The organism is Kutzneria viridogrisea DSM 43870, from assembly GCF_000525635.1.
Taxonomy (GTDB): Bacteria; Actinomycetota; Actinomycetes; order Mycobacteriales; family Pseudonocardiaceae; genus Kutzneria; species Kutzneria viridogrisea.
Genome location: NZ_CP007155.1, coordinates 6924969 through 6945452, shown reverse-complemented (window position 1 = coordinate 6945452; position 20484 = coordinate 6924969). Strand labels below are relative to the sequence as shown.

General features: G+C 71.9%; 24 protein-coding genes. 11 read left to right on the top strand and 13 right to left on the bottom strand.

Annotated features, from left to right (window positions below; all coding sequences use genetic code 11):
- The first annotated feature begins 1 nt into the window (after position 1).
- Together KALB_RS30405 and KALB_RS30400 are read left to right on the top strand one after the other, a co-directional pair.
- Positions 2 to 772: a GNAT family N-acetyltransferase gene (locus KALB_RS30405; RefSeq protein WP_236650057.1), complete on the top strand. Its 771-nt coding sequence runs from the start codon at positions 2 to 4 to the stop codon at positions 770 to 772.
- A 17-nt stretch (positions 773 to 789) separates the two neighbouring features.
- Entirely contained in the window at positions 790 to 1704 is a 915-nt protein-coding gene (locus KALB_RS30400; RefSeq protein ID WP_025359452.1) for a ribonuclease Z, read from the top strand.
- A 5-nt stretch (positions 1705 to 1709) separates the two neighbouring features.
- On the opposite strand, the gene KALB_RS30395 is transcribed toward KALB_RS30400, so the two are convergent.
- Positions 1710 to 2219, bottom strand: a complete 510-nt coding sequence (locus tag KALB_RS30395; protein WP_025359451.1) for a pyridoxamine 5'-phosphate oxidase family protein — start codon at positions 2217 to 2219, stop codon at positions 1710 to 1712.
- A 162-nt stretch (positions 2220 to 2381) separates the two neighbouring features.
- Between KALB_RS30395 and KALB_RS30390 the strand changes: the two genes are divergently transcribed.
- Entirely contained in the window at positions 2382 to 3179 is a 798-nt protein-coding gene (locus KALB_RS30390; protein ID WP_025359450.1) for a putative hydro-lyase, read from the top strand.
- 57 nt (positions 3180 to 3236) lie between these two features.
- On the opposite strand, the gene KALB_RS30385 is transcribed toward KALB_RS30390, so the two are convergent.
- The gene (locus KALB_RS30385; protein ID WP_042220963.1) at positions 3237 to 4685 is read right to left on the bottom strand and encodes a GAF domain-containing protein; all 1449 of its coding nucleotides are present in this window, start codon (positions 4683 to 4685) and stop codon (positions 3237 to 3239) included.
- A gap of 149 nt (positions 4686 to 4834) precedes the next feature.
- Between KALB_RS30385 and adh the strand changes: the two genes are divergently transcribed.
- From adh to KALB_RS30370, 3 genes are read left to right on the top strand one after another with little or no spacing between them, the layout of a single operon-like run.
- Positions 4835 to 6358, top strand: a complete 1524-nt coding sequence (adh, locus tag KALB_RS30380) for an aldehyde dehydrogenase (RefSeq protein ID WP_025359449.1) — start codon at positions 4835 to 4837, stop codon at positions 6356 to 6358.
- Between the two features lie 4 nt (positions 6359 to 6362).
- Positions 6363 to 6749 (top strand): DUF779 domain-containing protein, encoded by a 387-nt coding sequence (locus KALB_RS30375; protein WP_025359448.1) that lies wholly within the window; start codon positions 6363 to 6365, stop codon positions 6747 to 6749.
- A gap of 60 nt (positions 6750 to 6809) precedes the next feature.
- Positions 6810 to 7163: a hypothetical protein gene (locus KALB_RS30370; protein ID WP_025359447.1), complete on the top strand. Its 354-nt coding sequence runs from the start codon at positions 6810 to 6812 to the stop codon at positions 7161 to 7163.
- A 52-nt stretch (positions 7164 to 7215) separates the two neighbouring features.
- On the opposite strand, the gene KALB_RS30365 is transcribed toward KALB_RS30370, so the two are convergent.
- The 6 genes from KALB_RS30365 to KALB_RS30340 form a co-directional block, all read right to left on the bottom strand.
- Entirely contained in the window at positions 7216 to 7695 is a 480-nt protein-coding gene (locus tag KALB_RS30365; RefSeq protein ID WP_025359446.1) for a HEAT repeat domain-containing protein, read from the bottom strand.
- Between the two features lie 55 nt (positions 7696 to 7750).
- Positions 7751 to 9151 carry a resuscitation-promoting factor gene (locus KALB_RS50060; protein ID WP_025359445.1) on the bottom strand — a complete coding sequence of 467 codons (1401 nt, stop codon included), beginning with the start codon at positions 9149 to 9151 and terminating at the stop codon, positions 7751 to 7753.
- Positions 9148 to 9555 carry a hypothetical protein gene (locus tag KALB_RS30355; RefSeq protein WP_025359444.1) on the bottom strand — a complete coding sequence of 136 codons (408 nt, stop codon included), beginning with the start codon at positions 9553 to 9555 and terminating at the stop codon, positions 9148 to 9150. The genes KALB_RS50060 and KALB_RS30355 overlap by 4 nt, the downstream gene beginning before the upstream one ends.
- Entirely contained in the window at positions 9548 to 9913 is a 366-nt protein-coding gene (locus KALB_RS44415) for a hypothetical protein (RefSeq protein ID WP_025359443.1), read from the bottom strand. Before KALB_RS44415 ends, KALB_RS30355 begins: the two co-directional genes overlap by 8 nt.
- A complete protein-coding gene (locus KALB_RS30345) occupies positions 9910 to 11157 on the bottom strand; it encodes a PepSY-associated TM helix domain-containing protein (protein WP_081789607.1) in 1248 nt (415 codons plus the stop codon). Before KALB_RS30345 ends, KALB_RS44415 begins: the two co-directional genes overlap by 4 nt.
- Before the next feature lie 84 nt (positions 11158 to 11241).
- On the bottom strand, positions 11242 to 11574 hold the full coding sequence (locus KALB_RS30340) for a Cif family virulence factor (RefSeq protein WP_025359441.1): 333 nt from the start codon (positions 11572 to 11574) through the stop codon (positions 11242 to 11244).
- A 389-nt stretch (positions 11575 to 11963) separates the two neighbouring features.
- Here KALB_RS30340 and KALB_RS30335 point away from each other — a divergent pair, with 389 nt between their 5' ends.
- A complete protein-coding gene (locus tag KALB_RS30335; RefSeq protein WP_158510846.1) occupies positions 11964 to 13160 on the top strand; it encodes a macrolide family glycosyltransferase in 1197 nt (398 codons plus the stop codon).
- A 48-nt stretch (positions 13161 to 13208) separates the two neighbouring features.
- Here KALB_RS30335 and KALB_RS30330 read toward each other — a convergent pair whose 3' ends face one another.
- Positions 13209 to 13592, bottom strand: coding sequence for a VOC family protein (locus KALB_RS30330; RefSeq protein ID WP_025359439.1), 384 nt, complete (start codon positions 13590 to 13592; stop codon positions 13209 to 13211).
- A 107-nt stretch (positions 13593 to 13699) separates the two neighbouring features.
- The gene (locus tag KALB_RS30325) at positions 13700 to 14593 is read right to left on the bottom strand and encodes a LysR family transcriptional regulator (RefSeq protein WP_025359438.1); all 894 of its coding nucleotides are present in this window, start codon (positions 14591 to 14593) and stop codon (positions 13700 to 13702) included.
- 74 nt (positions 14594 to 14667) lie between these two features.
- On the opposite strand from KALB_RS30325, the gene KALB_RS30320 reads away from it, so the two are divergent.
- From KALB_RS30320 to KALB_RS49545, 3 genes are all read left to right on the top strand, one after another.
- Positions 14668 to 15519: a hypothetical protein gene (locus tag KALB_RS30320; RefSeq protein ID WP_025359437.1), complete on the top strand. Its 852-nt coding sequence runs from the start codon at positions 14668 to 14670 to the stop codon at positions 15517 to 15519.
- The gene (locus KALB_RS30315; RefSeq protein ID WP_030111704.1) at positions 15516 to 15875 is read left to right on the top strand and encodes a GntR family transcriptional regulator; all 360 of its coding nucleotides are present in this window, start codon (positions 15516 to 15518) and stop codon (positions 15873 to 15875) included. Before KALB_RS30320 ends, KALB_RS30315 begins: the two co-directional genes overlap by 4 nt.
- Before the next feature lie 241 nt (positions 15876 to 16116).
- Positions 16117 to 16314: a class I SAM-dependent methyltransferase gene (locus KALB_RS49545; protein WP_030111705.1), complete on the top strand. Its 198-nt coding sequence runs from the start codon at positions 16117 to 16119 to the stop codon at positions 16312 to 16314.
- A gap of 141 nt (positions 16315 to 16455) precedes the next feature.
- Here the strand turns inward: KALB_RS49545 and KALB_RS30305 are convergent, their stop codons facing one another.
- Genes KALB_RS30305 through KALB_RS30295 form a run of 3 tightly spaced genes read right to left on the bottom strand, consistent with a single transcriptional unit; the run spans position 16456 to position 19274 of the window.
- Positions 16456 to 17076, bottom strand: a complete 621-nt coding sequence (locus KALB_RS30305) for an L-threonylcarbamoyladenylate synthase (RefSeq protein ID WP_025359436.1) — start codon at positions 17074 to 17076, stop codon at positions 16456 to 16458.
- A 50-nt stretch (positions 17077 to 17126) separates the two neighbouring features.
- Positions 17127 to 18257, bottom strand: coding sequence for a hypothetical protein (locus KALB_RS30300; protein ID WP_025359435.1), 1131 nt, complete (start codon positions 18255 to 18257; stop codon positions 17127 to 17129).
- Positions 18258 to 18308: 51 nt separating this feature from the next.
- On the bottom strand, positions 18309 to 19274 hold the full coding sequence (locus tag KALB_RS30295) for a pirin family protein (protein WP_025359434.1): 966 nt from the start codon (positions 19272 to 19274) through the stop codon (positions 18309 to 18311).
- 315 nt (positions 19275 to 19589) lie between these two features.
- On the opposite strand from KALB_RS30295, the gene KALB_RS30290 reads away from it, so the two are divergent.
- Positions 19590 to 20480, top strand: coding sequence for a C1 family peptidase (locus KALB_RS30290; RefSeq protein ID WP_025359433.1), 891 nt, complete (start codon positions 19590 to 19592; stop codon positions 20478 to 20480).
- Positions 20481 to 20484 lie beyond the last annotated feature (4 nt).

Here is a 20484-nt window from a genome sequence, read left to right as displayed (position 1 = left end):
GGTGCACGAGAACGACCTGCGACTGGCCATGGAGCTCAACCTCGCCGAACACGCCGGCTACCTGTACGGCACGGTCCACCGGCAGCCGGACCTGGTGATCACCGACAGCGGGCTCGCCGAGGACACGTTCAACATCGTGGCCGCCGCGGCCTTCACGGAGCGGACCGCCGACACGCGCATCGCGCAGACCGTGGCGGCGCTGCGGGCCACCGGCCGACCCTTCTCCTGGTGGGTGGGGCCCGCCTCGCGCCCGGTGGACCTGGCCGACCGGCTGACGGCGGCCGGGCTGGCCGCCAGCGAGCGGGAGACCGCCATGTGGGCCCCGCTGGCGGAGCTGCCACCGGTGGAACCCTTGCCAGGACTGGACATTCGGCCGGTGACCGACCGTGTGCTGCTGGCCGGGTTCGCCGAGGTGCTGGCGGCCAACTGGCAGCCGCCCGCGCCCGGTGTGCGGCGCTTCTACGAGCTGGCGGCCGACCGGGCGCTGGCCAGCGGGCTGCTGCTGGTGGGCAGCGCCGGGGGACAGGTCGTCTGCGCGGCCGAGGCCGTGCTCCACGCGGGGGTGGCCGGGATCTACAACATCGCAACGCTGGCAACACATCGGCGGCGCGGCTACGGCGGGGCGATCACCCTGGCCGTGCTGCACGCCGCGCGGGCCGCCGGGGCGGAGCACGCCGTATTGCAGGCGTCAGCGGAGGGGGAGCCGGTGTACCGTCGCCTCGGTTTCCGGTCCTGCGGGCAGTTCACCGAGTTCGCCGTGACCCCTGATTGAGTCTGGAGTGGACAGTCGTGTCACAGCGCGAGCTGGTGGTGCTCGGCACCGCGAGCCAAACCCCCACGCGGCACCGCAACCACAACGCGTACCTGCTGCGCTTCGACGGTGAGGGCCTGCTGTTCGACCCCGGCGAGGGCACCCAGCGGCAGCTGCTGCTGGCTGGGGTCGCGGCTACCCAGATAACGCGGATCTGCGTCACCCACTTCCACGGGGACCACAGCCTGGGCCTGGCGGGCATCATCCAGCGGCTGTCCCTGGACGGGGTGACCCGCCCGGTCTCCTGCTACTACCCGGCTTCCGGTCAGGTCTACTTCGACCGCCTGCGGCACGCCACCTCCTTCCACGAGCGCGCCCCGCTGGTGCAGGTGCCGCTGGCCGCCGAGGGCCCCGTGCCGGGTGGGCCGCTGCTGATGTCCGTGCGCGAACTGGACCACCGCATCGACTGCTACGGCTACCGGGTCGCCGAGCCGGACGGCAGGCGGATCCTGCCGGAGCGGCTCGCCGAGCACGGCTTGCGCGGACCGCAGGTGAGCCAGGTGCAGCGCGCGGGCTCGATCACCGTGGACGGCCGCACGGTGAGCCTGGAACAGATCAGCGAGCCGCGGCGGGGCCAGGTCTTCGCCTTCGTCATGGACACCCGCCTCTGCCCCGGGGCCTACGAGCTGGCGGCGGGCGCGGACCTGCTCGTGGCCGAGTCGACCTACCTGGACGCCGACCGGGACATGGCGCAGCGCTTCGCCCACCTCACGGCACGGCAGGCGGGGCGGTTGGCGGCCGAGTCGGGCGTCCGCGAGTTGGTGCTGACCCATTTCTCGCAGCGCTACCCGGTGGAAGAGTCGGAGCGGTTCCGTGAGGAGGCGGCGGCCGTGTTCGACGGCCCGGTGCACGTGGCCCAGGACCTGACCCGCATCCCGCTGCCCCCGCGCTGAACCGCTCAGAACCGCCAGCGGGTCTGGCTGTGCGGGTCCTTGCCGAAGCCGAACACGGTGCGCAGCGGCACGGCGAACACCAGCGCCTCGGACTCGCCGCTGCTGCGGAACGCCCCGTCGCCGACCTCGAAGCGCCAGTCGCTGCCGTACTTCTGTTCGTAGGCATCGGCGATGCGCCGCAACCGGGCGTTGTCGGTGACCTGCTCCGCCGTGCCCTCCACGACCAGGTCCAGGCCGCTGGCCCAGCTGTTGCTGCCCGTGGTCAGCACCACCTCGCGGTTCTGAGTGAGGTTGCGGGCCTTGCGCTCGTGCGAGCCGGTGCACAGGTGCAGCGCCCCGTCGAGCAGCACGGCGACCAGCGGGGTCACGTGCGGTCGTCCGTCCGGGCGCACCGTGCTCAGCCAGTACAGCTCGGCCTCGGCCAGGGCGCGCCGCGCCACCGCCCAGTCGGTGGGCGGCGCGGCCGGGTCGCCGTAGCGCAGGTCCTGCTGGGTCCGCGGATCGGTGCTGGTCATCTCGTCTCCCGTCCTCGTACTGGAGGGGTTGACCGGCCGCGGGCCCGGAACTCATCGGGGCGGGCGCGAGCTCGCCGAGCTGCCCGGCACTTGTAGGATTGTTGAACGAATTCTACAGTGTGAGCTGGTTCACGAATCTTCCCCGACGGACGGAGGATCGAGATGACCAGCAGCACCTCACCCGCCCAGGCCCGCGCCCTGTTCCGCGCCGGGACCTCGGTGCCCACCGCGGGCTGGGCCAGCGGGTTCGCCCAGACCAACCTGATCGCCGTGCCGCTGGACTGGGCCCGGGACGTGCGGGAGTTCTGCGCCGCCAACCCGAGGGCCTGCCCGGTGCTCGACGTGAGCGCCCCCGGCGATCCGGGCAGCGGCCTGGCCGTTGGGGCCGACCTGCGCACCGACCTGCCCCGCTACCGTGTGTGGCGGGACGGGGAGCTTGTCGAGGAGACCGGGCACGTGCTGGACCACTGGCGCGCGGACCTGGTCGCCTTCTCGATCGGGTGCAGCTTCACCTTCGAGACGGCGCTGGCCGCCGAGGGGATCCCGCTGCGGCACGTGGCCCAGGGCCGCAACGTCGCGATGTACCTCACCGACCAGCCCTGCCGACCCGGTGGCCGACTGCACGGGCCGCTGGTGGTGTCCATGCGCTACATCCCGGCGGGCATGGTCGAGGACGCCGTGCGGATCAGTGGGCAGATGCCCGCCGTGCACGGTGCCCCGGTGCACGTCGGAGCCCCCGCCGCGCTGGGCATCCGCGACCTGGACCGCCCCGACTTCGGCCAGGCGTGCCAGCGCGAACCCGGTGACGTGCCGGTGTTCTGGGCCTGCGGCGTCACCCCGCAGGCCGCCCTGATGGCCTCCCGCCCGCCGTTCGCGATCACGCACGCCCCCGGCCACATGTTCATCTCCGACCGGCGGGACGAGGAGTACCGGGTGCCGACCCCGCTCGCGAGGTCATGAAGGTGCCCTTCATGACGGTGAACGTCCGCAACGGCACCTTCATGACGCTCGGGCACTTCAGGACAGCCGCGCGGCCCTGGGGTCGGTGCTGGGCAGCACGCGCAGCAGGTGCTCGGCGATGGCCGGGTCGCCCGCGCCCTCGGCGGTGGTCGACAGCCGCCACACCGCCGCCGTGTCCCCGCGGCTGAGCGCGGCGCGGCGCACCGTGGCCCACAGGTGCTCGCGCTCCTCGCGCACCGCGGGCGCCTCGGACCCGGGCAGCAGCGGCCCGCGGTAGCCCTCGGCGGCGGCCCGCACCCGGCCCCCGGCCAGTTCCGCGCGCACCGCGAGGAAGTCCGCGTCCAGCACGGCGCTGATCCGGTACGGCTGGGTGCTCAGCACACCGCCGGGCAGTTGCGCGCGCAGCCGGTGCACCTCGGCGCGGACCGTCACCGGGTTGCCGCGCTCCCCGTACAGCCCGGTGGCCAGCTGCTCGGCGGTCAGCCCCTCGGGGTGCAGCGCCAGCAGGGTGAGCAGCTCCGCGTGCCGCAGGCTCAGCCGCAGCTCGCGCCCGCCCACGTGGGCCACCGGCGCCGCCCCGCCCAGGAAAGCCAGTGACAGCACGGGATCCGCCCGCCTGGCCTGCTGGGGCAGCCGCAGCAGGTAGCCCTCCGACAGCGGTTCGAGCAGCCCGTGGCCGTGCTCGCCCAGGTCCACCCGGTCCCCGCTGGCGGGCAGCGCCACGCGGTCGGGCAGCCACCCGAGCGGCTGCGTGGCGAGCACCCGCCCGCTGGCGCTGAGCAGCGCGCCGGACTCGCCGCGCAGGGCGGTGAGGTGGCCCAGGTTGCGGTCGAGCAGGCGCTGGTCGCGCACGGCGAGCTGGGCGTGCAGGTGCGCCTCGGCCAGCCGCACGCTCGCGGTGACCAGGGCCATCGTGGCCGGGTGGAAGGTGCGCACCGGGCCGGTGATGTCCACGGCGCCGATGACCGCCCCGGAGTCCGGGTCGTGCACGGGAGCCGCCGCGCAGGTCCACGTGTGGTAGCGCCGCACCAGGTGCTCGGCGGAGTGGATCTGCACCGCCCGGTCGGCGGCCAGCGCGGTGCCCATGGCGTTGGTGCCCACGGTGTCCTCGGTCCACCGCGTGCCCTCGGCCAGGCCCACCCGGTCGGCCAGCCGCAGCACGTCGGACTGGCCCTCGCACCACAGGATGTGCCCCTCGGCATCGGTCACGATCATCACGTGCATGGCCTCGTCGGCGATGGCCACCAGCGTGTCGCGCAACAGGGGCAGCACCTCGTTGAGCGGGTGGCCGGAGCGGATGCGGGTCACCTCGCTGTGCTCGAACACCCGGCGCGGTCCGCCCCGCTCGGGGTCCACCCTGGCCGCCAGCGAACGCTGCCAGGAGTCGGCGACCACCGGGCGCGGGGCCTGCCCGCCGCGCTCCCCGCTCAGCACGGCCTCGCGGATGCCCGCCAGCACGCGGGCACGCGCCACCGGGTCGGTGATGGACGGCGGCTGGCCGGTCATGGGCGTCCCCCGGCGACGTCGGCGGTGCGTCCCATCATGCGCCGATCGGGTTAGCCCGACAAGCGGCGTTCCCGGTGCATGCAACGTCGCTGCAACCCCACCGCCCCTAGCGTCCCGGCAATCCGGCACGAGGACGTGGAGGATCGAAGATGAGCAAGTACGCCGCACCGGGCGAAGAGGGCAGCATCGTCAGCTACCAGCCGCGTTACGACCACTTCATCGGCGGCGAGTACGTGCCGCCGGTCAACGGCGGCTACTTCGAGAACCCGACCCCGGTCACCGGCCAGACCTTCACCGAGGTCGCGCGCGGCACCGCCGAGGACGTGGAGGCCGCGCTGGACGCCGCGCACGGGGCAGCACCCGCCTGGGGCCGCACCTCCGCCGCCGAGCGCGCGGTGATCCTGAACAAGATGGCCGACCGCATGGAGGCCAACCTCGAACTGCTTGCCGTGGCCGAGTCCTGGGAGAACGGCAAGGCCTGCCGGGAGACCCTGGCCGCCGACATCCCGCTGGCCATCGACCACCTGCGCTACTTCGCGGGCGCGATCCGCGCGCAGGAGGGCCACCTGTCCCAGATCGACGAGAACACCGTGGCCTACCACTTCCACGAGCCGCTTGGCGTGGTCGGCCAGATCATCCCGTGGAACTTCCCGATCCTGATGGCGATCTGGAAGCTGGCGCCCGCGCTGGCCGCGGGCAACGCCGTGGTGCTCAAGCCCGCCGAGCAGACCCCGGCCTCCATCCACGTGCTGCTCGGCCTGGTCGCCGACCTGCTGCCGCCCGGGGTGCTCAACGTGGTCAACGGTTTCGGCGTGGAGGCGGGCAAGCCGCTGGCGTCCAGCCCGCGCATCCGCAAGATCGCCTTCACCGGGGAGACCACCACCGGTCGGCTGATCATGCAGTACGCCAGCGAGAACCTGATCCCGGTGACCCTGGAACTGGGCGGCAAGAGCCCGAACATCTTCTTCAACGACGTGGCCGCGGCCCAGGACGCCTTCTACGACAAGGCACTGGAGGGCTTCGCCATGTTCGCGCTCAACCAGGGCGAGGTCTGCACCTGCCCGTCCCGGGCGCTGATCCAGCGCGGGATCTACGAGGACTTCCTGGCCGCCTCGGTCAAGCGCGTGGAGCAGATCAAGCAGGGCGACCCGCTGGACACCGAGACGATGATCGGCGCGCAGGCCAGCAACGACCAGCTCGAGAAGATCATGTCCTACATCGACATCGGGCGGCAGGAGGGCGCCAAGGTGCTCACCGGCGGGGAGCGCGCGGACCTGGGCGGCGCGCTGTCCGGCGGCTACTACGTGCAGCCCACGGTGTTCGAGGGCGACAACCGGATGCGGATCTTCCAGGAGGAGATCTTCGGGCCGGTGGTCTCGGTGACCCGCTTCGAGGACTACGCGGACGCCATGAAGATCGCCAACGACACCCTGTACGGGCTGGGCGCGGGTGTGTGGAGCCGGGACACCACCACCGCCTACCGCGCTGGCCGCGACATCCAGGCCGGCCGGGTGTGGGTGAACAACTACCACGCCTACCCGGCGCACGCGGCCTTCGGCGGCTACAAGCAGTCCGGGGTGGGCCGGGAGAACCACAAGATGATGCTGGACCACTACCAGCAGACGAAGAACCTGCTGGTGAGCTACTCGCCCGACGCACTGGGCTTCTTCTGAGCCGATGGGCGGCTCACGGGTAGACCTGACCCCGCAGGCGGCACAGCTGCTGTGCCGCCTGCGGGCGGTGCACGGTCCGCTGATGTTCCACCAGTCCGGCGGCTGCTGCGACGGCAGCTCGCCGATGTGCTTCCCGCTTGGCGAGTTCAAGCTCGGCGGCTCCGACGTGCACCTCGGGGACCTGGCCGTGGACGGGCTGGCGGAGCCGGTGCAGGTGTGGATGTCACGGGCGCAGTTCGAGTACTGGCGGCACACCCACCTGACCATCGACGTGGTGCCCGGCCGGGGCAGCGGCTTCTCCGTGGAGGCCCCGGAGGGCGTGCGCTTCCTGATCCGCTCGCGGCTGCTCACCGAGCAGGAACTGCTCGAACTGGACGGATCCGTGGGCTGAACGCGCACGATCGGGTGCCCGCACGCGGTGGCGGGCCGTGCCGTTCCTAGCGTGGGGCACATGAACTTGGGCAAGGTGAGCAGTGCCGTGTTGATGCTGTCCGGGATCGCCGGCGTCCTGACCCCGCGCGGGGTGGGCCAGGCGCTGGAGCTGACCGCCCCGAGCGCGCGTGGCACCGCCGAGATCCGCGCCGGGCTCGGCGGCACCTACGCCGCGCTCGGTGGCTGGTCGCTGGCGAGCAGGGAGCCCGCCGCCGACCTGGCCGTGGGCGCGACCTGGCTGGGCGCCGCCGCCGTGCGCACGGCGGCGCTGCTGGTGGACCGCCCGCGCACCACGTGGTCGTACTGGGCCTACCTCGCGCTGGAGGTCGGCATGGGCACGGCCTCGCTGCGGGCGGCCCGGGCCGCGCGCTGAGCCAGTGCCATGAAAGTGCCGTTCCTGGCGTTCAACGCCAGGAACGGCACTTTCATGACAACGCGATGCGTAGTTCGCGCCACACGGCGGCGGGCAGGTCGCGGCGGCTCAGGGCGAGCAGGGCGCCGCGGGCCCGCGCGCCGCCGATCTCGCCGAGCGCGCTCACCACCCGGATCATGTCCACATCGGACAGTCCGGGGTCCGCCAGCAGCGCGATGAGAGCCGGTACCGAGTCGGCGCGGCCCAACTCGGCCAGGGCGTCCAGGGCGATCCGCCGGGTTGGCGGCGGCGCCAGCATGCGGTGTGCCCGCGCGAGCCGGGGGCCGTCGGTGCACCAGGCCACGAGCAGGTCGGCCATGGCCAGTTCCAGGTCGTCCCGGTGCAGGTCGGCGGGCAGCGGGTCGCCGCGACCGGCGAGTTCGGTCAGCAGCGCGGGCAGGTCCGGCAGGTCGCGGGCCACCTGCTCGGCGCGCTCGCGGCCTCGCCCGCGGGCCAGGTCGAGCAGCAGTGCGGACAGCTGCTCCGGGGTCATGCACTGATGGTTACCGGGCGGCTGTCACCTCGGCGTCACTGGCCGGGCCCAGCCCTCAGCGACAGCCCCACGGGCCCAGCCCGCGCGCCGCGTACACCCGGTTGGCGACCGCGATCTGCTGCTCGCGGGTGGCCCCGTCGGCGTTGTCGGCGTAGGCCCCGCCGCCGTTGGCCATCCACGTGCCGTGGTCGAACTGCAACCCGCCGTGGTAGCGCCCGTTCGCGGAGACCGCGTGCCAGTTGCCGCTGGACTCGCAGCGGGCGATCCGGTCCCACATCGCCCCGTTGGGCGCGGAGGTGTCCACGGGCTCGGGCTTGCTGCCCACCCGCACGACCTTCGGCTTGGGCGGGGTGAGGACCTTGGCCTCGCCGACCTGCTCGCGGCGGACCTCGCGGCCGTTGCGGGTGGTCACCCGGTAGGTGACCTCCTTCTGGCCGGGTGCCCCGGGGTCGTCCACCTTCTGCTGGCCCACGGTCATCGAGGGGTCCTCGGTGCGCTGCACCGGGGCCTCGATCGTCTCGTTCTGGTGCACCACGGTGACGCCGTTGCGGCTGATGTCCACCTGCGCGCCGGTCGCCAGCGGGGTCTGCACCGCGGGGCTGACCGAGTCCTCGGCGCCGAGCGTGATCGACAGCTCCCGCAGCAGCTCCTGCACGGAGTTGGCGTGCGTGGTCAGCTGCCGGGGCGCCGCGCCGCCGTCCAGCACGGTGATCGCCTTGGCGGTGCGCAGGTCCACGGCCATGCCGCCGAGCGGGATCTCGCTGTTCGGGTCGGCGGACAGCTTGACGTCCCGGTCCGGCACGCGCAGTTCGCGCAGCGCCCCGGACAGGGTGGTGGCCTTCACCCACTGGCTGCTCTGCTTGCCGTCCACGGTCAGGTGCAGCTGCCTGCCGCGTTGCAGGACGATCTTGCCGCCGTCGGCGATGGCGCTGTCGGTCGCGGGCACCACCGCGTCGTGCGCCCCGGGCAGCAGTCCGTCCCTGGCCAGCACGTCGCCCACGGTCCCGGCGTAGGTGTGCACGGTCCTGGTGTGCCCGTCCACGTCCACCGTGACGGCCTTGTCCATGGCCATGGCCGTGGCGCCGCCACCGGTCAGGCTGAGCAGGGTGGCCATCACCGCGGCCTTGACGAAGCGCCGCTTCCAGGACCGCTCGGGTGTGGTGGCCGCCGGCTCCAGGGGCAGCTCGCCGCCGAAGCGGTCCTCCCACTGCGCCCAGTCGGTGTCGGTGATCCTGGGCAGCAGGCAGGTCTTCGCGTTGAGCAGGTCGACCAGCTGGTCGACGCCCATGTCCACGGAGGCCAGCAGGGCGTCGGCGTCGGGACCCAGCACCTCGAACAGGTCCTGGGTCCGCACGTAGACCCCGCCGGGCACGTGCTGCTTGGCGGCCTCGAACTCGGCCTGCCAGTACCAGAGGCCCTGGTCCTCGGCGGTGACCCCGCCTGTTCCGCCGCTCACCGGCCCACGCCCTCCCGCTCCCTCGACAGCCACCAGCCGGTCAGCACTGGCAGCAGCACGGGCACGAACCCGTAGCCGGAACCAAACCGGGACCACACAGTAGCGTCCGGAAAAGCGGCGGGGTCGAGCACCGTCCAGCTCCCGACCGCCGCTACTCCCAGCAGCTCAACGCCACAGCACACTAGCGCGGGGGTTCGTGGCTGGTCGGGATTCCGGTTGCTCCGGGACAGCAGAATCAGCCCGATCGTGTACACCAGCGCGGCGACACCCGAAAGGGCGTAGGCCAGCGGGGCCCTGGCCGGGTGGGTGATCAGCTGGACGGCGCAGCGCGCGGAGGCGGCGACCACGAACAGCGTGTAACCAGCGAGGATGAGCTGCGCCGGGCCGACCCCGCGGTCAGCCACCGCCGACCCGCCAGGTGGTCTGCATGCGCACCACGACCACCGCGAGCGCGATCAGTGCTGCGGCAAGCAACAGTCCCGCCCAGCGGCCGTTGTCCCGCGCGATCCGCGTTGCTGTGACCGGAAGCACAAGCAGTGAGGCGGCGAGGTAGGCGTTGTGCGTGAGCTGTTCAGCCATCCGGTGGCCCGCCAGTTGGCCGCACACGTCCGCCACGGCCTGCGCCAGCACCGCGAGTTCGACACCGGCCAGCGCGGGCCGGACCGCCCGCCAGCGGTAGCGCCCGGCCGCCGCCGTGAGCAGCACGCCAAGCGCGAGCAGCCCGCAGACCACCGTGGTGGCGAACGCCAGCACCTCGATCACGCCGCGCGCCGCCTGCGCCGCCTGACCCCGGACCGGTAGAGCCAGGTGGACAGGCCGGTGAGCATCAGCGCCAGCGGGGCAAGGCCCAGCACCAGCCAGATCACCCGCCACCAGCCGTCGACCAGCCAGCCGAAGTGGGCGGGCTCGAAGACCTTGTCGTAGAAGGCGTTCGCCGCGGGCTGGCCCGCATCGTCCACAACGGACACATGGCCCGGGTCGTACCGGTCCACGTACACCGTCGTGTCCCCGCCGAAGAAGGCCCGCTCGCCGTAGGGGGCGTAGTCGCTCGCGATGTTCACCGTGTAGTAGTCGGTGTCCTGCTGGGGCGCCACCAGGTAGCGCACCTCGCCCGCGCTGTGCCGCACCGCGGCCTGTGCCGCCCGGTCCACGCCGATGTCCTGGGCGCCGGCCGCCGCGGGGTTCGGGGTGAAGCTGTACCGGTTCTCCTCCGGCGCGCTGCCGCCGGTGATCGTCAGCCAGGCCGTCTCCACCCCGGGCAGGTAGAACGCCGCCCCGGTCACGCCCCACATCAGCACGAAGGGCAGCGCGATGATGCCGATCACGTTGTGCAGGTCGAAGTCCCTGGCGAACCGGCTGCCCTGTGTGCGGACCCGGAACCGGTGCGAGAGCTTGCGGATCCCCGGCCACCAGGTGATCAGCCCGGTCACCGCGAGCAGGATCATCAGCAGGCCCAGCACCACCAGCGCCAGCTGCCCCCAGTTGGCGGTGGCCACCGGTGAGGGCGCCGCCAGCCAGGGCACGTAGCCCGCGTAGCCCTCACAGGTGAACCCGCAGTCGTGCAGGTTCGCCAGCCAGCCCATCACCCCGTCGTTCAGCTCCGCCGAGCCGTTGATCCGCCCGGTGCCCGGGTCCACCGCGTAGGCCGTGGTGTAGCGCGGATCACCGACCGCGATGATGCCGTGCTCGTTGCTCACCCAGGCCGCCTGGAACTCCGGGTGCGCCTTCGCGACGATCTCGCGCGCCTGTTGCAGCCCGATCGGGTGCGCGCTGTCGGTGTGCCGGTAGAACTCGGCGTGCGTCGCGCGGAAGATCTCCGCCCGGTACAGCAGCACGGCGCCGGAGGTGGTCTCCAGCACCAGGAACAGGCCGAGTACCAGGGAGGTCCAGCGGTGGGCGAGCACCAGCGAGGTGCGCACGGGTTTGCGGCGCCACCAGCGGCGCACGCGGCCGCGCGCGGGTCTCGGTGGCGCCGCTGTGGCCCGCTCCTCCGCCTGTGTGGTCATGTCCGTCCCCCGGGATCGCGTGCCGCGTGTCGCGGATCGAGGGAAGGTTAGCCTTGCTTAACTAGCTGGTCCAGTTCCCGCCGCTCAGGCCAGCACGGTCAGCAGGGCGATGTGCTGCCCGCTGAGAGTGAAGTGCAGGTGCAGGTCGCGCGGGCCGCCCGCCAGCCCGTCCACCGCGAGCGCCACCAGCAGGGTGCGCTGGTCCACCTGGTGCGAGGCGGTGACCTGCGCGTCCAGCGGCTGCGTCCGCATGTGGTGGATGCTCCACCCGAGGATCTCGCGGTGGCCGCGGAAGGTGCTGCCATCGCTGTCCTGCACGACCCCGTCCTCGGTGAAGGCCGTGACGAGTGAATGGGGGTCCTGCGCTCCGACGGCTTGCACGAATGTGGCGACCGGCTGCGGGAGGTTCACAGGCATGAATGGGCTCCAGTGACTGTCGGGGGCTGCGCCTCATTATTTCGGTGTGCGATTTTTTTTCCGCGTTCGTGCACACCCTGTCCGCTCGTGGCGGCGGGTGTGCCGTGTCGTGTCGGTGTGTGATCGATGGACGGTGACCGTGCTGGTACTTCCTGTGACTACAGCAGGTGAAGAGCGTATATCGGCTTTGGAAAACCTTTACCGTCGGTGGCGCTCCGTGAGCGAATCGTTGCCCGTCCGTGCCAGAAGGTCCTGCACGTTCGACCGTGGTCCTTCCGTTGTGCGCCGATCTTGTGCTTGCCGGTCCGGCCGTGCGGAAAGAAATGATTTCCCTAGTGTGGGCGGTGCTACAACGGTCGTAGGCGATTCCGCAATTGAGGTTGGTGATGATGGCCGGTCACATCGCGTTCTTCAGTTTTCCCGCCTACGCGCACCTGGCGCCGACCCTCCCGGTGGTGCGCGGACTGGTCGAGCGGGGACACCGGGTGACCTGCGTGGTGGCCGACCGGTTCGCCGACCGGGTGGCCGAGACCGGAGCCGAGGTGCTCCGCTACGAGTCCACCTTCCCGTGGCAGACCGGGCTGTCCGACGCGGGCGACCACGAGGCGATGGTGCAGACCGCGACCAGTTTCGTGCGCGAGGGCCTCGCTCCGCTGGAGGTCGCGCTGCGTCGGTTCGCCGAGGACGTGCCGGACCTGTTCGTACACGACCTTGCCGCCTCGGAGACCGCGCGCATCCTGGCCAAGCACTGGGGCAAGCCGATCGCGCAGAGCTGCGTCAGCATGGCCTCCGGCCCCGCGTTCTCGATGAACGAGGCGCAGGCCGCCAAGGGATCCGTCGAGGTGGACCTGGACGATCCCGTGCTGGCCGAGTTGTTCGCCGAGCAGGCCAAGCTGGTCGAGGACCTGGGCCTGGGCGAGGTGGACATCGAGGGCTTCGGCGGGGACCACGCCCCGAACCTGGTGTTCCTGCCCAAGCAGTTCCAGGTCAACGGTGCGGACTTCCCGGACAGGTACGGCTTCGTCGGGCCCTGCGTGGTGCCCGCCGCGGACTCGGACTGGGCACCTCCGCCCGGCGCGGGCGGGGTTGTGCTCATCTCGCTGGGCACCTCGTACAGCCCGGGTCGCGCCGAGTTCTTCCGCCGCTGCGCCGAGGCCTTCGCCGAGCAGCCCTGGCACGTGGTGATGACGCTGGGGTCCGCCGTGGACCCCGCCGAACTCGGTGCGCTTCCGTCCAATGTGGAGGCTCGCCAGTGGGTGGCCCACCCCGCGGTGCTCAAGCACACCAACGTCTTCGTCACGCACTGCGGCATGGGCAGCGTCATGGAGGCGCTCAGCCTTGGCGTGCCGATGGTCTGCGTGCCGCACCACGTGGACCAGCAGGTGATCGGCGGCCAGGTGGCGAACCTGGGACTGGGGCGCATGATCGACCGTGGTGTCGGCGCCGAGGAACTGGTGGCCGCCGTGGCCGCGGTCGGCGCGGACCCGGCGTACCGGCGGCGCGCGGTCGAGATGCGAGGTGAGATCGAACGTGCCGGCGGGACCGAGCGGGCGGTGCGGCTGGTGGAGTCGTGGCTGGCGGGATGAGGGCGAAGGCCGGGTGGGGTGGGCGAGCCCGCCCCACCCGGCCTCGGCTCAGGCGGTGCCGTAGGGCTGGGTGATGACTTCCATGCCGTGGCCCGCGGGGTCCATGAAGTAGACGCCGCGGCCGCCGTGGTTGTGGTTGATCTCGCCGACCTGCTTGCCCATGGGGTCGGCGAAGTAGGTGATGCCCGCGTCCTTCAGGCGCTGCCAGATCTCGTCGAACTCGGGCTCGGAGACGAGGAAGGCGTAGTGCTGGAGGACGATCTTCTCGGGGTCAGCGGTGGCGAAGTCGAGGGTGACGCCGTTGCTGAGTTGCAGGGGGACGAAGGGCCCCCACGGGGTGCCGATCTGCAGACCGAGGATGGTGGCCAGGAAATCGGCCGATTCGTGCCTGTCCTTGGACAGCACGATGGTGTGGTTGAACTCGACGGACACGGTGCAATGCCTCCAGGGGCATCTCAAGACACCTCCACGCCTCACCCAGCCGGTGACCGACGCGCGATGGCTTCCCGTGCATCGTAACCACGGGGCGGTGACCGGGGTCAAGCGCCTTGCACGGCCTCGCGGACGTGGTCGCGCAGCCAGGCGTGGGCGGCGTCGGCGTCGTAGCGGTGGTGCCAGGACTGGTGGATGAGCAGTGGGGGCACGGTCACGGGCAGTTCGAAGGTGTGCAGGCCCAGTGCGCGCACGGCGGTGCGGCACAGCCGGTCGGCGACGACGCCGACGAGGCCGCTCTCGCGCACGAGCAGCAGCCCGGCGGTGACCGAGGCGGCGGTGGCGGTGACCTCGCGGGAAAGTCCCTGGGCGGCAAGGGCTTCGTCGATGGGGCCGGTGCCGCGGCCGCGGCGGGAGATGCTCAGGTGCTCGGCGCGGGCGAAGCGCTCGGCGGTGACGGCACCGCTGGCGAGGGGGTGGTCGGCGCGCACCACGCCGATCATGCGGTCGCGGGCGAGCAGTTCGACGCTGATCTCGGGCGGGGCGGAGTGCACGGTGCCCACGGCGAGGTCCACGGAGCCCTGGCGCAGGTCGTTGGTGTCGGTGGCGGCCTCGGGCAGCAGCCGCAGCCGCACACCGTGGGCCTCGGCGCGCAGGGCGGCGAGCAGCCGGGCGCCGACCCCGGCGCCGAACGCGTCGTGGCACTGCAGGCTGAAGGTCCGGTCCAAAGTGGACAGATCGAGTTCCTGGTCGGGGCGCAGCAGGGCCTGCGCGCGCTCGACGAGGGTGTGCACCTCGGCGCGCAGGGCGAGCGCCCGCGGCGTGGGCACCATGCAACGCCCGGAGCGGACCAGGATCGGGTCCCCGGTGGCCCTGCGGATGCGGCCCAGGGTGCGGCTCATCGCGGGCGCGGACAGTCCCAACCGGTCGGCGGCCCCGCCGACGCTGCCCTCCTCGAGCAGCACGTCCAGGGCCACCAGCAGGTTCAGGTCCAGTTGCACGGGTAGACGCTAGCCCTTGACAGCCTGTGGCAGACTTTGTGTTGAGTGATTGATACAAACCGGGGAGTGGGGGCATGGGCGAGTACAGCGGCACGCACATCGTGATCATCGCGGTGGTGCTCGCGCTGATCGTGGCGGCGCTGTGGCCCACGGAGGCGGGCGGCGGGCGGCTGCTGCGCGGCTGGGGGCTCCCGGACGCCGACCGGGAGCAGCGGCTGATCGCGCGGAACTACCTGCGCAACCGGCGGGTGCTGTACCTGGTGTTCAGCCTGGCACCGCTGCCCCTGTTCGGCTCCAGCGGCTGGCTGGTGGTCATGCTCGCCGGGCTGTTGCTGGCGGAACTGGTCGCTGCCTTCACCCCGGTGCGTGGCGGCACGCGGGTTGCCACCCTGCGCAGGCGCACCTGGCGCGACCTGGTGCCACGCTGGGTCATGGCCACCTACCTGACCTTCGCCGGGCTGGCGGTGCTCGGGTCGGTGCTGGTGCTGCTGGCGACACCGTGGGCGGCCGAGTCGGCGGCCAACCAGCCGTTCTCCCAACTGGACGACTCGACGCCGGTGCTCTCGCTGGTGATCGTCGGGGTGGCCACGCTCGCGGCGGGCGGGCTGGTCCTGCTGGCGACGGCCCGCCCCTCGGTGGGGGACGCGGCGGCCGACTCGGCGCTACGGGTGCGCAGCGCGCGGGTGATGATCGCCCTGGCCACGGTCGTGCTCGCGGACCAGGCCTCCCGCCAGCTGCGCATGGTGGGTGACTACAACTCCCCGCAGTTGGCGGGCCACCCCGGCAAGCCGGAGTGGCTCGCCCTGGCCGGTGCCGTGTTCGGCGGTGCGACGAGCTGGTTCCTGCTGCTGGCCGCGGCCCTCGCGTGGATCCTGATCGCGAACCCGATGCGGCGGCCGGGCATCGTGGTCGCGGCGACCCGATGAGCCGCGCGTTGATCACGGTGGACACCACCAGCGGGGTGCCGCCGTGGCGACAGATCCACGACCAGATCGTGCGGGTGGCAGGCGGCCCGCTGCTGCCCGCGGGCTCGCGATTACCCACGATCCGGCAGCTCGCCGGTGACCTCGGACTCGCGGCGGGCACCGTGGCGCGGGCCTACCGCGAACTGGAGGCCGCGGGCATCACGCGCACGGCCCGCCGCCTGGGCACGGTGGTGCAGGAACGGACCGGCCCCGCGCCGGACCTGTTGCGCGTGGCGGCGGCGGAGTACCTGGCGCGGGCCCGTGAGCTGGGCGCCGACCTGGAGGCGGCACTGGAGGCGGTGCGCGCGGAGTACTGAGCCGGTGTCCAGTTTCGCGCTGTGGTCAGTGCACGGCGGGCGGTGCCACGATCGGCGCCGCACGCCGAGCGAGCGAGGAGCGCCATATCCCACGCCGCGCAGTGGCCCGATTTCGTCGACACCCAGGCACGCGCCGAGCACGAGCGCATGGCACTGCTGGAGCAGGTCTTCGACCCGCACAGCCCGCGCCACCTCGATCGGATCGGGCTGGCGCTGCCTGGTCGCCACCGACCTGAGCACGGTGCTGCGGCACGACGTGCTGGTGGACCCGGCGCCGGGCGAGTTCGACCTCATCCACAGCAGGTTCGTGCTGGACCACCTGCCGGAGCGGCAGAAGGCGTTGCGGCGCTTGGTGTCCTGGCTCAGGCCCGGTGGGGTGCTGCTGATCGAGGCGGGCACCACGGCCCCGGAGCTGTCCTCGGTTCCGCTGGTGGGCTAGGCCATGGCGGCGGCGAACTCCGTGCTGGTCGCGCAGCCGCGCGGCACACGGCTGGACCCTCCAGTCGTCGTGTCCACCGACCAACGCTGGAGCGGTTCTACCGCAGGGAGCGCAAGAGCCGCGCAACCGGCCGCGCGCGGGCTACTCGAACCGGGAGGTGTCCCCCGCGCCGCGGCGGATGATCTCCGGCTCGTCCTCCGAGAAGTCGATCACCGTGGTCGGCTCGGTGCCGCAGTCCCCGGAGTCCAGCACTGCGTCCACCACGTGGTCGAGCAGCTCCTTGATCTCCCAGCCCTGGGTCATCGGCTCGTCCTGGCCGGGCAGCAGCAGGGTGCTCGACAGCAACGGCTCGCCCAGTTCCTCCAGCAGGGCCTGGGTGGTCACGTGGTCGGGAATGCGCACGCCGACGGTCTTCTTCTTGGGGTGCATCAGCCTGCGCGGAACCTCCTTGGTCGCGGGCAGGATGAAGGTGTAGCTGCCGGGGGTGCACGCCTTGATCGTGCGGAACACCGTGTTGCTGATGTGCGCGAACTGCCCGAGCTGGGCGAAGTCCCGGCACACCAGCGTGAAGTGGTGCCGGTCGTCGAGGTGGCGGATGGTGCGGATGCGGTCCAGGCCCTCGCGGTTGCCCAGCGCGCAGCCCAGCGCGAAGCAGGAGTCGGTGGGGTAGGCGACCAGCCCACCGGACCGGACCAGGTCGACCACCTGACCGATGGCTCGCCGCTGGGGGTTGTCCGGGTGCACGTCGAAGTACCTCGCCATGTGCCGAGCCTAGGGCCAGGCGGTCAGCACCGGCACATCGGCCGGGGCGCTCAGCCCGCGCGCAGGATGTAGCTGGCGTAGCTGCCCGCGCCCCGGTAGGACTGGGTGTTGACCACCACCCAGGTGGGTCCGCCGTGCCCGGCGGCCACGGCCCAGCCCTGCCCGCTGCCCGCGAGCAGTTCGGCAGGCACGGGGTAGGCCACCCACTTCGTCCCATCCCAGCGCAGGATGCGCGGCGCGGACCGGTGCGAGCCGGTCAGCTGCTGCGCGGCGATCCACAGCTGACCCGGCGACCCCGCCGAGGCCCCGCGCACGATGTTGACCGCGGCCCCGCCGTCGTCCTCGGTGGGCGCGGCCGGGCCGAGCTCCCAGGCGTGCCCGTTCCAGTGCTCGAAGGTGTAGATCTCCCGGCGGAACGCGGTGTTGCCGCCCACCAGCCACGGCCCGGTGAGCAACTCGCCCGAGGCCACACCGCCGGTGGGCAGGCTGGGCACCGGCGGGGTGCTCACCGGAGTCCAGGCGTGGCCGTCCCAGCGCGTCACGAAGATCCGCGAGTGCGAGGTCCCGTCCGGGTCGGGGGTCACCGCGCTGCCGGTGGCCCACACCTCGTGCGGGCCGTGCGCCTCCACCGCGTTCAGCGCGCCCTCGACCACGCCCGCCGGCAGCGGTACGGGGACCTCCAGCCAGGCGTTCCCGTTCCACCGCAAGCTGATCGGCAGCCGGTGGCCCGCGCGGAGCACGGTCCCGACGAGCCAGCCCTCGGTCAGCCCGGTCAGCTCCGGCTGGTCCTCGGCCCGCAGCGGGACCGGCACCTCACGCCAGTCCGCGCCCCGCCCGTGCGCCACGATGGGCAGGCCGGGGGCCTTGGTGCCGATCGCCCACGCCTCCGCGTGGCCCACGGCCAGCACCGTGGTCAAGGCGCTGTCGGGCAGGTTCGGCGTGGCCACCTCGCTCCAGGTGTGCCCGTCCCAGTGCACGACCAGTGGCCGCCCGCTGTTGCCGGTCGAGCCGGTGGCCCACGCGCTGTTCGCGTCGTGGCTCGACACGGAGTCCAACTGCCCGTAGTCGGCCGACGGGCGGGTGTAGGCCACGCTCAGGTCGGTCGGCGCCGCCTGCGCGCTCGCCGTTCCGGTCACCGCCAGCGCCGAAGCCGCCAGCAGGCCGATGACTGTTCTCCCCATGGGTTCACCGTCACACGGTCGCCGGGGGAAAACCACCGCCAGGAAGCGGATTCAGCGGATGCGGCCCCTCGGCTTGAGAGGTGTGCCCGGAAGTGCGGGGGCCGGGATCGGCCCGCCCTGGTAGCCGTGCACGGTGCCGAACCGGTCCCCGCCCATCCAGTCCGCGCGGGCCTGCGTGATCTCCTCCCCGCTGCGGGCGACGAAGTTCCACCACATCACGATGCGCTCCTCGAAGGGCTCGCCGCCCAGCAGCATGACAGCGCTGTCCACCGAGGCGCGCAGCCGCAGCTCGCGCCGCCCGCAGCCCAGGTACAGCAGGTTGCCCGCGGCCACCTCCACCCCGTCCACCTCGGCCGCGCCGGACATGGACAGCGCCGCGTACTCGAAGTCCGGCCGCACCGGCAGCCGCACGTCGGTACCGGCGGCCAGCGCCAGGTCCGCGCCCACCAGCGGGGAGTAGGTCGTGCCGGGGGACTCGGCGCCGGCCAGCTCGCCGAGCAGCACGGTGGCGGTCAGCCCGCCGCTGGTCAGCACGGGCAGGTCGGCGTGGAACTCGAAGCTCGGGTCCACGTGCCGGTGCTGGTCGGGCAGCGCCACCCACAACTGCGCCCCGTGCAGCACCGGGCCGTGCGCCCCGGGGGACTGCTCGGAGTGCGAGATCGCCCGCCCCGCCGTCATCAGCCCCAGCTGGCGTGGCCGCACCGTCTGCAAGCTGCCCAGGCTGTCGCGATGCTCCACCTCGCCCTCGTGCAGCCAGCTGACCGTCTGCAACCCCGTGTGCGGGTGCGGGGCCACCTGCATGCCCGGCTCGCTCGCGATGTCCTCGGGGCCGTAGTGGTCCACGAAGCACCAGGCACCGATCATCCGGCGCCCGATGTTGGGCAGCAGCCTGCGCACCACCGTGGACTCGCCGAGCTTGACCTGCTTGCCGATCAACAGTTCGCGCACCGGCCGCGCGGTGACGTCGGTGCGGCCCCCGCACTCGGTCAGCGAGGGCCGGAGGTCGAGGTTGCTCATGGGCGTGAGCGTAGCGCCAGAGGCGGCACCGAACTGACCGGTCGGACGATCAGAAAATTGCTGATGATTTTTCCGGGAACGCTCCCGACAATTCGCGATATGTTCCGCATCGCGGACGAAACGGACATAAATTTCCAAACTTCTGTTAATTTCACAGAACCCTCCGGTGGTCCCGTCAACTCCCTACTTTCGTCGGGTAACGCCTACAGTGAGCCCTCGCTAACGTCGTTCGCGTTTTCCCCTGTCGGATATTCGTTCTTGATTGGTTTCCGTTTCTCGTCCCTGCGAGACAACACCGAGAGCAAGGAATCAACCATGTTCGCAAAGAAGGCGGCCGGCGCCGCCGTCGTACTCGCCGTCGCCGCCATGCCGCTCGCGCTGACCGTGACCGACGCCGGCGCCCAGGCGCCCGCCAAGCCGCACCACGGCATGGGCCTGGACCTGGCGGCGCTCAAGGCCGCCAAGGAGCACGGCACCTTCTCGGCGCACGCCGCGCAGGCCGTCGAGGGCCCGCACAAGCGCATCGGTGCCGCCCCCGCCAGCGCCGACCTGTCGCAGTACGCGCTCAGCCCCGGCGACCAGGGCCAGGTCGGCTCCTGCGTCACCTGGGCCACCGGCTACACCGGCTACGGCATCCTGATGAACGAGCAGAACATCGACGGTGGCCCGATGGCCCCGATGTTCATCTACTCGCAGATCGCCAAGGGCAACGACCAGGGCACCTATGCCTCGGTCGCGCTGCCGATGGAGCAGAAGCAGGGCATCGACACGAAGTCCGACTACACCCAGGGCGATTTCGACTACACGACGCAGCCGACCCAGGCTGAGCGTGAGAACGCCGCGCACTACAAGCTGTCGGGTTTCCAGGAGTTGCCGACGAGCGGTTCCGCTGCGAAGCAGGCCATTGAGAACGCGATTTCCCAGGGCTCCCCGGTGCCGATCGGTTTCCAGGTGCACCAGAGCTTCCAGTCGCTGGACAGCTCCACCGCCTCGGACTACAGCTACATGCCCGGTGACTCCAGCAGCGACCCGGTCATCGGCGGCCACGAGGTCACCATCGTGGGCTACAACGAGCAGGGTGTGAAGATCGAGAACAGCTGGGGCTCCGGCTGGGGCGCCAGCGGCTTCTTCACCGTGCCGTGGGACTTCTTCAACACCGGTGACGTGAGCGAGGTCCACGCCATGGGCAAGCTCGTCCAGGGCTGATCCC

What these genes read in the sequence shown, in the direction of transcription:
- KALB_RS30300 (WP_025359435.1), bottom strand. Translation starts at nt 18,257, where the DNA reads ATGGGGAGAACAGTCATCGGCCTGCTGGCGGCTTCGGCGCTGGCGGTG.
- KALB_RS30395 (WP_025359451.1), bottom strand. Translation starts at nt 2,219, where the DNA reads ATGACCAGCACCGATCCGCGGACCCAGCAGGACCTGCGCTACGGCGAC.
- KALB_RS30305 (WP_025359436.1), bottom strand. Translation starts at nt 17,076, where the DNA reads ATGGCGAGGTACTTCGACGTGCACCCGGACAACCCCCAGCGGCGAGCC.
- adh (WP_025359449.1), top strand. Translation starts at nt 4,835, where the DNA reads ATGAGCAAGTACGCCGCACCGGGCGAAGAGGGCAGCATCGTCAGCTAC.
- KALB_RS30335 (WP_158510846.1), top strand. Translation starts at nt 11,964, where the DNA reads ATGGCCGGTCACATCGCGTTCTTCAGTTTTCCCGCCTACGCGCACCTG.
- KALB_RS30340 (WP_025359441.1), bottom strand. Translation starts at nt 11,574, where the DNA reads ATGCCTGTGAACCTCCCGCAGCCGGTCGCCACATTCGTGCAAGCCGTC.
- KALB_RS30290 (WP_025359433.1), top strand. Translation starts at nt 19,590, where the DNA reads ATGTTCGCAAAGAAGGCGGCCGGCGCCGCCGTCGTACTCGCCGTCGCC.
- KALB_RS30390 (WP_025359450.1), top strand. Translation starts at nt 2,382, where the DNA reads ATGACCAGCAGCACCTCACCCGCCCAGGCCCGCGCCCTGTTCCGCGCC.
- KALB_RS30295 (WP_025359434.1), bottom strand. Translation starts at nt 19,274, where the DNA reads ATGAGCAACCTCGACCTCCGGCCCTCGCTGACCGAGTGCGGGGGCCGC.
- KALB_RS30370 (WP_025359447.1), top strand. Translation starts at nt 6,810, where the DNA reads ATGAACTTGGGCAAGGTGAGCAGTGCCGTGTTGATGCTGTCCGGGATC.
- KALB_RS30315 (WP_030111704.1), top strand. Translation starts at nt 15,516, where the DNA reads ATGAGCCGCGCGTTGATCACGGTGGACACCACCAGCGGGGTGCCGCCG.
- KALB_RS30365 (WP_025359446.1), bottom strand. Translation starts at nt 7,695, where the DNA reads ATGACCCCGGAGCAGCTGTCCGCACTGCTGCTCGACCTGGCCCGCGGG.
- KALB_RS30320 (WP_025359437.1), top strand. Translation starts at nt 14,668, where the DNA reads ATGGGCGAGTACAGCGGCACGCACATCGTGATCATCGCGGTGGTGCTC.
- KALB_RS30345 (WP_081789607.1), bottom strand. Translation starts at nt 11,157, where the DNA reads ATGACCACACAGGCGGAGGAGCGGGCCACAGCGGCGCCACCGAGACCC.
- KALB_RS30375 (WP_025359448.1), top strand. Translation starts at nt 6,363, where the DNA reads ATGGGCGGCTCACGGGTAGACCTGACCCCGCAGGCGGCACAGCTGCTG.
- KALB_RS30385 (WP_042220963.1), bottom strand. Translation starts at nt 4,685, where the DNA reads ATGACCGGCCAGCCGCCGTCCATCACCGACCCGGTGGCGCGTGCCCGC.